This window comes from Paenibacillus sp. FA6 (assembly GCF_051550225.1).
Taxonomy (GTDB): Bacteria; Bacillota; Bacilli; order Paenibacillales; family Paenibacillaceae; genus Paenibacillus_AQ.
The window spans coordinates 1,878,225-1,891,019 of record NZ_CP188820.1; the positions used below are offsets into that span (position 1 = coordinate 1,878,225).

The window sequence follows — 12,795 nt, forward strand, 5'->3', positions numbered from 1 at the left end:
AGAATTTCAAGGAAGCAGATTCAGGCAGACACATCGACGCCCTTGAGATAAGAACTGTTTAGGAGGAATCGACGTCAGGAATGCGCAACGTTCTGTTGCTCGAAGAGAGGAGCAAAATATGAAAATCGGCGAATTACTTGGTATTGGCAACACTGCAAGAGTTTATCGATGGGGAAAGACTGAAGCAATAAAGATATTTAATGATCAAAGTTCTGCGCTGAATGAAGCGAAAAACGCAGAATTAATAAATAACTTAAAGTTGAGATCACCTAATTATTCTGGACTAGTAGAATGTGAAGGCAAGATTGGTATCGTGTATGAGAGAATTGATGGTCCCACGATGTTGTGGCATATCGAACCGACTGAACGGAGCATTTCTTATAATGCAGAGCTAATGGCAAATCTTCAATATGAGATTCATAACGTTGAGAATAAGATGCTTCCAAATCTCAAACCGGAAATAACCAATAAAGTTAATAATTCTCAAGAGATATCAAATGATGAGAAGCAAATTATTATAGATATGTTGAATTCACTACCTGATGGAAATACGATATGTCATTATGATTTTCATCCAGATAACATTATTATTTCACCTAATGGTCCAATAATAATTGATTGGTTGAATCTATTAGTAGGAAACCAAGAAGCTGATGTTACTAGAACTTCAATGATGATACAATCACATTCGCTGCCGGCTAATGCTCCAAGTTGGTTAATTCATAGAGAATTACGAGAGTTTTTTAACAAGGAATATTTAACCGAGTATATTAAGCTTACCAATACGAATGACGGATTCCTTGAACGATGGATGATACCAACTTTAGCAGCACGAATTGATGAAATGCAAGGCGAATATAGGCAAGAGATTAAAGAAAAATTACAAATAAGATTAAAGAAATAGTGTGGATCGACGTCTTTTCTCTATTCGAAGAAGTGGAATCAGGGGCCAAGTGGCAGAGCCACCCGGTTAAGATTGATCGCTTCGCTTGTTCAATCCGACAACTTAAGCCGTTTGGACGTAAGAAATACGCAACGTTAGACGAAACCGCCAAAGAAGAAAACCCATAGGGAAAGAAGATGACGAATTGAAGGGACCTATGGAAATTGCTTTTCAAATAAATATCCTGTTGGAACAAAGCTATTCAAGATAAAAAAAGTGAAAACCTCTGAATATATCGCTATACAAACAGAAGAAGATATATATATAAGCTGAAGATAAAGGAAAAAACGGAGGGAAGTAATAATAAAGTATATTGTGAGTAGTTCATGGCGACACATTCGATTGAAGAATCTCTAGGAGAGATAGTTACTCGAATAGATCATATCGGTCCAACGTCTGTTGAAGTACTTGATGCAAAACCCATTATTGATATTCAAGTAGCGGTTAAATCGTTACGGTATTGAGAATCAGGTTCATATAAATTGGCATATGACTCACCGCCTAAATAAGCATCAAAAAAACTCGCATGAATCGCGGTTTTTTTGATGCATTATTGTCGGGGGGATGAATGGCGTTATCCTTTAAATTCCTGGACCCAGGCATTGTTATAATAAGCAATGCCAATTTGGGTATAACTATTATTCAGTATATTTGCTTTGTGGCCTGGGCTATTCATCCAATCCTTCATAACCTGGGTAGGGGTGGTTTGCCCTTTTGCGATGTTTTCTCCAGCGGAATTGTATGTAATCCCGAATTCCTTCATCATATCGAAAGGGGATCCATGTGTTGGAGAATTATGATCAAAGTAATTGTTGTTGTACATGTCCTGTGCCTTGACCATAGCCATATTTGACAATTCTTCACTCATACTTAGGGAACTTAATCCTGCTTTGGACCTTTCTTGATTTACTAGATCCAGAACCTGCTGCCCGAATGGGGAGGACTCCTTATTATCATTAGTATCCTTTGTACCATCCTGTGCTTGTCCTGTTGAACCTGTCGGTTCCTTTTTTTCAGGATTTCCAGTCTGTGCTTGGTTTGCTGGATTACGACCCGGTGTTTGAATCAGATCTAACCAATCCGAAGTAATTCCATTTTGTGCTTCTTTTGTTCTAATAGATGATCTCTCTGTCCCAGGCGTAGCTGTTGATGATGCCTGTGTTATGACAGAGTTTGGCGCAGCAGTATGAGCATGAGTTGTAATTCGTGTTTGCTTAGGAGTCACTTGCTTTTGCGTCATATTGTTATTGGTCGAACAGCCTGTTACCAATAATAATACTGCTAATACGATAAACTTTACCATAAGCCAACCTCCTCGGTTCGTTAATTAATGAAGTTACCGGATTTAGGGTTTCCTGCATGCCCTCTACTTATTCATTAAAGGTATCCCACACCTTTATCAGGTTGGATTGTCTTCTGTCTCGGACCTATAAGATCAAAATGGGGGGGGGGAAGGGATCGCTTATGAATAGATTGGGGAAGTAATATTCTAAACATTATTCGACAATTAATTAGTGAATGAATTTCAGATATGGACAGCAAAAATGCATGGTAAGTAGTATGCGAACATGGTATAATTTCCCTAAATTCTTAAGTGTACATAGTTGGGAAAGCCTCATATATCAGAACAAGGTGTTTCTCTTGCTTACCAAAGTATGCGTTAGTGCGGCAACATACGCATTCAATAGTAAGAAAAGTAAAACCATCTAATGTACATATATTACGGGACGGAGCAATTATTAAAGATGATTGAGGAAGGATGAATATCATGAAAATAGATATATTATTCTCTGAGTCGCCAGTTTTTGAAACGGAGCGATTAATACTAAGAAAATTAAGTATGAATGACCTAGATGATTATTATGAATTTGCTTCGGATCCGATTGTGTCAGTTAGCACTCTATGGAATAAACATGAGACAATTGAAGATACAAAAGATTACTTACAAAAAGTGATGGATAAATACGATTCCAAGCAGGCATTTCGTTGGGGGATTATATATAAACCAAGTAATAAATTGATTGGAAGAACCGGCTTAATGAATTGGGATGTGATGCATAGCAGAGCGGAAATTGGTTTTGCTCTGGCTAGTCAGTACTGGAACAAAGACATTATTTCGGAAGCGACTAAGGAAGTAGTTAGTTATGGATTCGAGAAACTCGAATTAAACCGAATAGAAGGAAGATGTAATTACAAAAATGCAGGTTCTGCTCGGGTGATGGAGAAGCTCGGTATGAAACTAGAAGGAATATTACGAGAACAATTAAAGATCAAGGGAACATTCATGGACCAAAGGCTTTATTCAATACTAAAGAGCGATTTTGTAGGTAAGTTCAATGAAGGCAGTTCCATCGGATAATAATGTTTTTCTGCATCGTCGCTGCCGCTCCTTGATCACCGAGGCAGATCTTCTACGAAGTGGAATCAGGCGAAATATGAAAGATGTATCCATAAAATTAAAAGGGAGGACTTATGAAATTCATTATAATTTTTGGACCACAGGCAGTTGGTAAAATGACAGTTGGGCATGAGCTGGAGAAAATAACGGATTTGAAACTTTTTCATAATCATATGACTATTGAATTAGTGACACCCTTTTTTAGCTATGGCACTGAAGCAGGAAAAAGATTGGTTAATTTATTTCGCCAGGAGATATTCGAAGAAGTATCCAAGAGTAATCTGGATGGGTTAATTTTCACTTATGTATGGGCCCTTGACATGAAAGCTGACTGGGATTATGTTGATAAAATTTGTAATATTTTTGAATCAAAAGGTGGAGTTGTTTATTTTGTTGAACTAGAAGCGAATTTAGAAGAAAGACTTGAGCGCAACAAAAGCCCACACAGATTAAATCATAAACCAACAAAAAGAAATATAGAGCGTTCTGAACAGGATTTAAGAAGCACAATGGAAAAATATAGATTAAACTCTAATAAAGGAGAAATCAATAAGGAAAACTATATTAAAATCAATAATACAGAAATGAGTCCAGAAGTAGTTGCAGAGATCATCAAGGAGGCATTTCAATTATAGTCTATGAAGTCAGATTTATCGGAGAAGTGTATTCAGGCGGCACACCCAACCGCGTTCTGGTCAGTCGCTACGATCGCTTAAGGCTTGTAGGGCATTGTGAATACCAGAACGTGATAGGAAACTACTACAATACAAAAAAAACTACAAACAAAGGAAGTGAACGTTATAATGTATTTCCCTGTAACATATTCAACTCTATCAGACAATGCTCTAACAGAATATCTGATTAAGAAATACGAAATCACAGATATAATCAAGACTACTTATTACTTACGTGGAATGAATGATACATACCTAGTTACGGCATCTGAGCAAAAGTATATTTTCAGAGTATACCGAGGAGATTGGAGAAAGAATTATTCAGAAGTTGGTTTTGAAATTGATCTTTTGCAATATTTAAGTGAGCAAGGCATTTCAGTTTCACTTCCGATCCCCGATGCGGAAGGGGAATTAATCCAAGTTATTCGTGCTCCTGAAGGGAATAGATTTGGTGTTCTTTTCACCTTTGCTGAGGGATCCGAAAAGGCAATTGATGATAATGAAATCAGCAATATATTTGGAAGAGCTGTTGCCGATATTCATTTGAAAGGCGATAACTTTCAAAGTAATTATTTAAGACCAGACATAAATCTCGATTATTTAATAAAGCAATCACTTTTGACAATAGAATCTGCTATGCAGCACCGTAAAGAAGATTTTAAAATACTTGAAAATGCAGCAAATCAACTAGAAAAGATAATAGAGGAGCAGCATGGATTAGATTGGGGGATATGTCACGGCGACCTTCATGGAAATACCAATGTTAGTTTTAAAGATGATTTATCAATGACACATTATGATTTTGATTTATGCGGATATGGTTGGCGTGCTTATGATATTGCAGAGTTTCGATTGGCTAGAGAAATTCGGTTGGGTCATGACAATGAAAAATTAGAAGAGATATGGAATGCCTTTATGAAAGGTTATAAATCTATTAGACCATTATCAGACAATGATCTACGGGTTATACCTGTATTTGTTGGAATAAGACAATTATGGTTGATGGGATTATGTCTTAAAGATCCTCATATAAATGGAAGTATTGATTATGATGACGATTTCATTGATGAAAAATTAATATATTTCAAGAATTTGAAAGTTTTACAGGAAGGCATTAGCAACCGATAAACACAGCATTCCTACTGCGGGCATTTGCCCTTGATCGTTAAGAAGGAATGCCAAACATTATCTGAAACAACTGCATAGTTGTTATGTAAGTAACTCGAGGAGTGGTGTTTTGAAAACCAAGGTATTTCTTTTGGTAAATTTAGTTTCTATTTCTTTACTAATTATGTTCGGAAATTCAATGACGACAACTCCAGGACGTAGTTCAGGTAATGGCAATCCAGCTATCCTATTACTAATACCTTTGTTCTTATTATTTATTGTTTTGATAATACAATGGATCAATTTATTAAAGAATAAAAAATTCAGTGGTAAGATTTTAACAACCACATTTGTATTGATTGTGATTCATTTTATAGTTGGGGGTTATTATCAAACGATAAGTTACCGGAAATATCGAGACTTCTTGGCAGAAGTAAATGCCGATAATTTGGGTAATGTTGATTGGCAATATATTAATAGTATTACGACAGGATTTTCAATTCATATTAACAACCAATTTTTTAATTGGAACACATATTTTTTGTATGTAAGCTTATCCATCTTTATTTGGCTGATGAGTTATATCATTAAGGAGCTAGTAAGATCAATGAATTATAATTACACTAAGCGACCCAGTCAAGATTGATCGCTTAGTGTGCTTATTCAAGACTGCTTAATATGGAAGCATTGGCTTAACTGAAGAAGAACTGATTATGGATCTGGCGCTAGCTGCGATTTATGATGACACAAGCGAAATCATGGATGGCAAAGGTGGTAGTGCAGCCAATCCGGCGAGGGGAGCTGGGCTGGGGAGCTCAGCACCTCGTTTAGCGAAGTGGCTTGGAGATGTCCGCACTTTTTTTCCGGATGACGTCGTTTCGATCATTCAAAACGATGCGATGGAAAGAAAGGGTTGGAAGCAGCTTTTGTTTGAGCCTGAAATTTTGGCCAAAGTAAAGCCGGATATTCAGCTTATTGGAACGCTTTTATCTTTGAAAGGAAAAATTCCTGAGAAAACGAAAGACACAGCACGAATGCTCGTGCAGGAAGTAGTCGATGATCTGGTGAAACGGCTAGAGCAAGACATTAGTCGTGCGGTAACAGGTGCTTCGAATCGAAGGCAGCATTCTCCATTGCCGTCTGTGAGGGGAATTGATTGGACGCGAACGATACAACGTAATTTAAAACATTATTATACGGGGCGTCGTCAAATCATTCCGGAGAAATTTTATTTCTTCGATCGTGCGCAGAGAAATAAAGAATGGACGGTCATCCTTGATATTGACCAGAGCGGCTCGATGGCTGATTCGGTCATATGGGCTTCTGTGATCGGATCGATCTTCGCCAGTATCCCATCATTAACGACTTCCGTGTCGTTGTGTTCGATACGGAAGTCCGGAGCAATGTACGAATGATCCTGTCGATATGCTCTTCGGTATACAGCTTGGTGGCGGCACTGATATTCATAAATTGGTTGCCTACTGTGAGCAGTTTATCGAGGAGCCGAAGAAGACGTTATTTATTATTGTTTCTGATCTATATGAAGGAGGCAATCAAGCCGGATTGATTCGTCGTATGCGTGAAATGCGAGAAGCAGGTGTGCAAACGATGTGCTTGCTCGCATTATCCGATCAAGGTCAGCCATTCTACAATGAGCACATTGCCAAGCTTCTATCTCGTGATGGAACCCCTTGCTTCGCATGTACACCTGCCTTGCTTCCTGAATTAGTTGCCGGGGCACTAAAAGGCCATGACCTATTCGAATTGGCGAAACGGGTCGGAACAAACAATAAAGTCTAACATCTGGACACGACCTAAAGAAGGTTCGTGTCTTTTTTGACTACTGCAGAATATAAAATCATGGTTGAATTAACTTGCTTTTTTATCAATTGCGTAGTAAAGTGATATTAAGGTTAGCGATGGGGAGGAAAACGACATGCGTAATAATACGATAGGCTCATTAATCTGGTTACGTTTAATGCGTTTTACGAACCAAAGTAACCAGATGTCGAATGACTTTCTGAAACGATTTGATTTAACGACAGCCCAGTTTGATGTACTTATGCAAATTCGCATTTATCAGCCACTCACGCAAATGGAGTTAGCGGAGAAAGTGACGGTTACACAAGGTGGTATTTCGCGTATGCTCGTACGTCTTGAAAAAGAACGCTATATTGTACGTAAGCAAGATTGGAAAACGAAAACGATCAGTCTCACAGAGAAAGCAGAAGCTATTTTGGACCAAGCCATGCCGGAACAATTGGCATTTCAAACATCATTTTTTGATGATGCATTAAATGAAGAAGAACAAAAGATACTATACACATTAATGACACGGGTACACAAACATAGCCAAAAGAAAGAATTGCCGCCTGAGTAATTTTTTTTTACTATATCATTTGACTAATCAAGTTAAAACGAGGAGGAACTACTATGTATACCATTACTGGACATCATCATATTTCTATGATTACAAAAAACGCTAAAATGAACAATGAATTTTATCTTAATATATTAGGACTACGTAGAGTGAAAAAGACAGTCAACCAAGATGATCCTAGTATGTATCATTTATTTTATGGGGATTTAACGGGTAGTGCGGGAACTGAGCTTTCGTTTTTTGAAATGCCCATGGTAGGAAGAACGGTTCGTGGTACCAATGCCATCACACAAATTGGCTTGCTTGTTCCATCATTTGAAAGTCTGGTATTTTGGAAAAATCGTTTTGAAGTTTTAGATGTAAAGCATGGTGAAATTACAAGTTATGCTGGCCGAGATGCTCTACATTTTGAAGATGCCGAAGGATTACGAATGATTCTATTAAATAATAACGACGAAAAGGTTCCTGACAATTGGTCCATGTGGGAAGAGTCCATTGTCGAGCAACAGCATCGTATTCTGGGAATGGGTACAGTCGAAATAACGGTGCGTCACTTAGATCGTCTGGCCAAAACATTAATGGGCATGTTTGGTTATGTAGAGGCATCCCGCTCCGATAATGAAGGGATTTATCAGTCTGTTGCTGGACAGTCATTAGGTGAGATTGTCGTCAAACAGGAGGAAGGACCTAGTGAGAAGCCCGGCAGAGGAAGCATTCATCATTTAGCAATCCGTGTTAAGAACGAAGAGGAGTTACGCTATTGGGATCAAGTTGTTAAAGAACGTGGCTTTCACTCATCAGGGATCGTGGATCGTTTTTACTTCCAAAGCTTATATTTCCGTGAATCAAACGGTGTTTTATTTGAAATTGCAACAGATGGTCCTGGATTCACCGTAGATTCAACGATCGAAGCGCTTGGTAAGGAATTAGATTTGCCACCATTTCTAGAAGGGCAACGTGCAGCAATAGAAGCAAAGCTCGTACCACTTGATTGATAATTTGACTTAAGAGGAGCAATTCACATGGAAAAATATCGTATTGATATAAATAAAGGGCTTGAATTTGGTTTATATTCGATAGGAGATCATTTGCCGAACCCACATACAGGCTCGATGATTAGCCCTGAACAACGTATTCGCGAATTAATTGAGGCAAGTAAGTTAGCAGATGAGGCAGGACTTGATGTATTTGCTGTTGGTGAAAGTCATCAGACACATTTTACAACACAGGCGCATACGGTCATTCTAGGAGCGATCGCGCAGGCTACCAAAAACATTAAAATTGCTAGCTCGGCAACGGTGTTAAGTACATCCGATCCTGTTCGTGTGTATGAAGATTTCGCAACAATAGATTTGATCTCACAAGGGCGAGCTGAAATTGTCGCTGGGAGAGGTTCACGGATAGGGGCATATAGCTTACTTGGTTATGATGTACATGATTATGAGGAATTGTTTGAAGAGAAATTGGAGCTTCTGATGAAGTTAAATAACGAGGATAAGGTAACTTGGGAAGGACAATTCCGTGCACCGCTAAAAAATGCATCGATACTTCCGCAACCTCAAAATGGTCATATGCCCATTTGGCGTGCAGTAGGTGGTCCGCCTGCTAGTGCAATTAAGGCTGGATATGCAGGTATACCGATGATGCTGACAACGCTTGGCGGTCCTGCTATTAACTTTAAGGTCTCGGCGGATGCGTATCGTGAAGCAGCAAAGAGTAGTGGTTTTGACCCAGCAACGCTACCCATTGCAACCACGAGTTTATTTTATACAGCGGCCACTTCACAGGATGCACTTCGTGAATACTATCCACATGCTAATTCTGGTATGCAGGCATTACGTGGCAGTGGCTATCCTAAGCAACAATTCGCACAATCGACAGATTATCGAGATGCGTTAATGATTGGTAGTCCGCAACAAATTATCGAAAAGATGCTCTACCAATACGAATTATTTGGTCAACAGCGCTTTATGGCGCAAATTGATTTCGGTGGCGTACCATTCGATAAGATTGCGAAAAATATTGAGCTGATTGCAACGGAAATTATGCCTGCGATTAAGAAACATACAGCCAAGTAGAAACGGCTTCGGCGTCTTTTTTCAAGGACGGCACCCGTTTCAGCGGAAATATAAGGAAAAGAGTATTAAGTGAAACTTATACTTTCTTATATTTTAAGAAATAAGGGGTGATTAGGGTGAAGATTGTAGGAATTGCAGGCTCAAAAGTAGGGTCCAAAACAAGAACAGCGATGGATTATACACTCAAAATGGCACGTGAAAAATATCCGGATGCAGAAGTTACGTTACTAGACCTAGCAGAGTATGAAATGGTGTTTAGTGATGGACGAAACTATTGGGAATACGAAGGGGACACCAAGGTGGTAACGGAGGCGATCATGGAGGCAGATGCCATTATTATCGGTACACCCACATTCCAAGCCTCTATTCCAGCGACGTTAAAAAATATTTTCGATTTATTACCCGTCAATGCTTTCCTAGATAGAGTGGTGAGTATGGTTGTTACAGCTGGAACAGCGAAGCATTATTTAATGGCGGAGCAGCAGTTGAAACCAATTCTATCCTATATGAAGGCGCATATCGTGCCAACATATGTATTTATCGAAGAGAAAGATTTCCTCAGAAAAGAAATAATCAACGACGATGTTCTTTTCCGTATGGAGCGTTTAGTAGAAGACACCGTGCAACTAGTTGATGCATATTCAAACATTCGTCAAGCGAAAGATGCGGAATATGATTTCTAAATGAAGATTGGATATTGGATGGAGGAGATTTAAATAGAAAAATCCTTATATCTCCTCCTTATTCAAAGACGATTCAATTAACATAAAAAAAATACCTTCGGATATTTCGACTGCGATAGCTTGATCCGTATCTATCCCTACAATGGAATAAATTTCTGTACCCACCTTAAATTTGTTTGAGTATGTTCCATCATGTTTACCAACTACATCAGTAACTAGCGTTTCTACACTACCTATTTTAATATCAACTTTTTCAATCCACTTGTCAGTTTCTTTGTAGAAGATGTTATTCCACTTAATAAAATTAAAGGCCCAGGAATTCGAAGTGCTTGTAGTTTGTTCTTTGTTATTACATCCGATGATAAACACAAAAATTAGTATTAACAAAAAAGGGTTAAAAATTCTAATCATAATCTCTCCTCCCAATATCGAAGTAGCGTTGCCTTTACTCTCGGATTTCAACCGCGTTACGGTATATAATGTAACCATTCATTATATATAACACTTTAACATGTACAATGGTTACAGTAAAAAGTAGTATTTTCACATAACATTTGAATCTGGAATATTAGTAGTTATAGTGTCAATTTGTTCAGAGTGGATGACGTCAAACATATAATCACTTGATTATATAAGTGGATGGTTATATAATAATTTTAGAAAATAGAAGGGAGAGATAACAGATGAATAAACCATTCATTTATTTTCTTTGCACAGGAAACTCTTGTCGAAGTCAGATTGCTGATGGATTTATGAAAATGCTCGGTGGAGATAAATATGAAGTGAAGAGTGCTGGGTTAGAAGCCCATGGATTAAATCCAAGAGCGATTCAAGTGATGAATGAAGTAGGTATTGATATTACAAAACATACATCCGATGTAATCGATCCTGAGATTCTGAATCGTGCTGACTATGTGATTACGCTTTGTGGGCATGCAGATGAGCATTGTCCAGTGGTTATGAATCCAAATGTTGTGAAATGGCATTGGGGATTTGATGATCCAGCAAAAGCAACGGGAACAGAAGAAGAAATTATCGTTCAATTCCGAGCTGTAAGGGACTCTATCAAGTCAAGAATTGAAAAGTTCTTAAGTGAAGGCATATAAAAATGTTGTGAGCCGACCTTAGTGGTCGGTTTTTAAATTAGATCAAGAGGGTGTTACTAAATATGAAGGGCACAAATGATTTGACCCAAGGTCCAATTATGCCTACATTAATGAAATTAACGCTTCCAATTATTGCAACAAATTTCATATCAACTACATATGGGCTTGTCGATATGCTATGGGTTGGAAGGCTAGGAAGTGGTCCTGTAGCAGCGATTGGCACGGCAAGCTTCTTCATTAATTTAGCTATTGCTTTATCCACGATGATAACGATCGGTACTGGGATCAAAGTTTCACATTGTATGGGATCCGGTCAGAAAGATAAGGCTAGAACGTATATTAAGAACGGATTTATGATGTCTATCTTATTGGGACTTCTCTATATGGGTTTTGTCATGTTGACCAAGAATCAACTCATTGCGTTCTTTGATCTTGGGAGTGAAGAAGTTGAGCTGATGGCGAAACAATTTTTAATGATTTCAATTATTGGAGCGATATTTTCTATTACAAATACGTTTTTTGTTACCATTTTGAACGCAATGGGTAATAGTAAGCAGCCGTTTCAAATCTTCTCGATTGGTCTTATTTTTAATATCGTCCTCGATCCATTCTTAATCTTTGGTGTGGGCAGATTTGAAGGTTGGGGAGTTGCAGGGGCAGCCATTGCAACATTAGCCGCCAATATATTAGTGACAAGTTTATTTATAATAAAGACAAGAAATTCAGAATTGATCTCTAGATCGTCCCGATGGGATAGTCGTCAAATGAAAGAAGTTATCCGCATGGGGCTTCCGATTACAATCCAGCGTGTCACATTTACGATCATATCGATCATCATTGCCAAGATTATCATACGCTTTGGAGCTGATGCTATTGCAGTTCAGAAAGTTGGGATTCAAATTGAATCTATTTCTTACATGACAATCGGGGGGCTCCAAGGAGCGATCGCTGCTTTCTTTGGCCAAAATTATGGAGCGCACCGATTAGATCGCATTAAACAGGGCTATCATCATGCTCTGGTGTTAACCTCAATTTTTGGTATTATCATATCACTTGTATTCATCACATTCCCACAGCAACTCTTTTCACTGTTTCTGTCTGATGTGGCCATTGTAGAGTTAGGTACTGATTACATGCGTATCCTCGGTTTTTCACAAATGTTCATGTGCATGGAACTGATGACCGTCGGTGCTTTTAATGGAATGGGTAAAACACATATCCCACCGATATTCAGTATTACATTTACCGCGCTCAGGATACCATTGGCCTTGATATTATCCGAACCATTTGGCCTAAACGGTGTGTGGCTGGCGATTGCTCTGAGTAGTGTCTTCAAGGGAGTCATTCTGGTCTTCTGGTTTAGGGGATCGTTGCGCAGAATGATTGGTCCACAAGTGAAACATTTAAATAAAGGGTGGTAGTTATA

15 protein-coding genes and 1 pseudogene are annotated in these 12,795 nt (G+C 38.5%); 14 read left to right on the forward strand and 2 right to left on the reverse strand.

Going from position 1 to position 12,795, the window contains the following annotated elements:
• Window positions 1–118: 118 nt before the first annotated feature.
• From ACP8HI_RS08730 to ACP8HI_RS08740, 3 genes are all read left to right on the forward strand, one after another.
• The gene (locus tag ACP8HI_RS08730) at window positions 119–904 is read left to right on the forward strand and encodes a phosphotransferase (protein WP_438350708.1); all 786 of its coding nucleotides are present in this window, start codon (window positions 119–121) and stop codon (window positions 902–904) included.
• Window positions 904–1,071 (forward strand): hypothetical protein, encoded by a 168-nt coding sequence (locus tag ACP8HI_RS08735; RefSeq protein WP_438350709.1) that lies wholly within the window; start codon window positions 904–906, stop codon window positions 1,069–1,071. The genes ACP8HI_RS08730 and ACP8HI_RS08735 overlap by 1 nt, the downstream gene beginning before the upstream one ends.
• 198 nt (window positions 1,072–1,269) lie before the next feature.
• Window positions 1,270–1,407 (forward strand): GrpB family protein, encoded by a 138-nt coding sequence (locus ACP8HI_RS08740; RefSeq protein WP_438350710.1) that lies wholly within the window; start codon window positions 1,270–1,272, stop codon window positions 1,405–1,407.
• A 110-nt stretch (window positions 1,408–1,517) separates the two neighbouring features.
• Here ACP8HI_RS08740 and ACP8HI_RS08745 read toward each other — a convergent pair whose 3' ends face one another.
• Window positions 1,518–2,246, reverse strand: a complete 729-nt coding sequence (locus tag ACP8HI_RS08745; protein WP_438350711.1) for a CAP domain-containing protein — start codon at window positions 2,244–2,246, stop codon at window positions 1,518–1,520.
• Window positions 2,247–2,711: 465 nt separating this feature from the next.
• On the opposite strand from ACP8HI_RS08745, the gene ACP8HI_RS08750 reads away from it, so the two are divergent.
• The 9 genes and pseudogenes from ACP8HI_RS08750 to ACP8HI_RS08790 all read left to right on the forward strand — a co-directional run bounded on the left by ACP8HI_RS08750 (window position 2,712) and on the right by ACP8HI_RS08790 (window position 10,263).
• Window positions 2,712–3,302, forward strand: a complete 591-nt coding sequence (locus ACP8HI_RS08750; protein ID WP_438350712.1) for a GNAT family N-acetyltransferase — start codon at window positions 2,712–2,714, stop codon at window positions 3,300–3,302.
• A 113-nt stretch (window positions 3,303–3,415) separates the two neighbouring features.
• Window positions 3,416–3,976 (forward strand): AAA family ATPase, encoded by a 561-nt coding sequence (locus ACP8HI_RS08755; protein ID WP_438350713.1) that lies wholly within the window; start codon window positions 3,416–3,418, stop codon window positions 3,974–3,976.
• Between the two features lie 168 nt (window positions 3,977–4,144).
• Complete coding sequence (locus ACP8HI_RS08760; protein WP_438350714.1) at window positions 4,145–5,143, forward strand: phosphotransferase; 999 nt, start codon at window positions 4,145–4,147, stop codon at window positions 5,141–5,143.
• A gap of 109 nt (window positions 5,144–5,252) precedes the next feature.
• The gene (locus tag ACP8HI_RS08765; protein WP_438350715.1) at window positions 5,253–5,768 is read left to right on the forward strand and encodes a hypothetical protein; all 516 of its coding nucleotides are present in this window, start codon (window positions 5,253–5,255) and stop codon (window positions 5,766–5,768) included.
• 34 nt (window positions 5,769–5,802) lie between these two features.
• Window positions 5,803–6,922: pseudogene (locus ACP8HI_RS08770) on the forward strand (VWA domain-containing protein); the annotation flags it as partial.
• Between the two features lie 136 nt (window positions 6,923–7,058).
• Window positions 7,059–7,502, forward strand: a complete 444-nt coding sequence (locus ACP8HI_RS08775) for a MarR family winged helix-turn-helix transcriptional regulator (RefSeq protein ID WP_438350716.1) — start codon at window positions 7,059–7,061, stop codon at window positions 7,500–7,502.
• 53 nt (window positions 7,503–7,555) lie between these two features.
• Window positions 7,556–8,497, forward strand: a complete 942-nt coding sequence (locus ACP8HI_RS08780; RefSeq protein ID WP_438350717.1) for a ring-cleaving dioxygenase — start codon at window positions 7,556–7,558, stop codon at window positions 8,495–8,497.
• Between the two features lie 27 nt (window positions 8,498–8,524).
• Entirely contained in the window at window positions 8,525–9,580 is a 1,056-nt protein-coding gene (locus ACP8HI_RS08785) for an LLM class flavin-dependent oxidoreductase (RefSeq protein ID WP_438350718.1), read from the forward strand.
• Between the two features lie 116 nt (window positions 9,581–9,696).
• Window positions 9,697–10,263 carry an NADPH-dependent FMN reductase gene (locus ACP8HI_RS08790; protein ID WP_438350719.1) on the forward strand — a complete coding sequence of 189 codons (567 nt, stop codon included), beginning with the start codon at window positions 9,697–9,699 and terminating at the stop codon, window positions 10,261–10,263.
• A 45-nt stretch (window positions 10,264–10,308) separates the two neighbouring features.
• On the opposite strand, the gene ACP8HI_RS08795 is transcribed toward ACP8HI_RS08790, so the two are convergent.
• A complete protein-coding gene (locus tag ACP8HI_RS08795; protein ID WP_438350720.1) occupies window positions 10,309–10,674 on the reverse strand; it encodes a hypothetical protein in 366 nt (121 codons plus the stop codon).
• Window positions 10,675–10,946: 272 nt separating this feature from the next.
• Between ACP8HI_RS08795 and arsC the strand changes: the two genes are divergently transcribed.
• The gene (gene arsC / locus ACP8HI_RS08800; RefSeq protein WP_438350721.1) at window positions 10,947–11,369 is read left to right on the forward strand and encodes an arsenate reductase (thioredoxin); all 423 of its coding nucleotides are present in this window, start codon (window positions 10,947–10,949) and stop codon (window positions 11,367–11,369) included.
• 62 nt (window positions 11,370–11,431) lie between these two features.
• Window positions 11,432–12,790, forward strand: a complete 1,359-nt coding sequence (locus ACP8HI_RS08805; RefSeq protein ID WP_438350722.1) for an MATE family efflux transporter — start codon at window positions 11,432–11,434, stop codon at window positions 12,788–12,790.
• The last annotated feature ends 5 nt before the right edge of the window (window positions 12,791–12,795 follow it).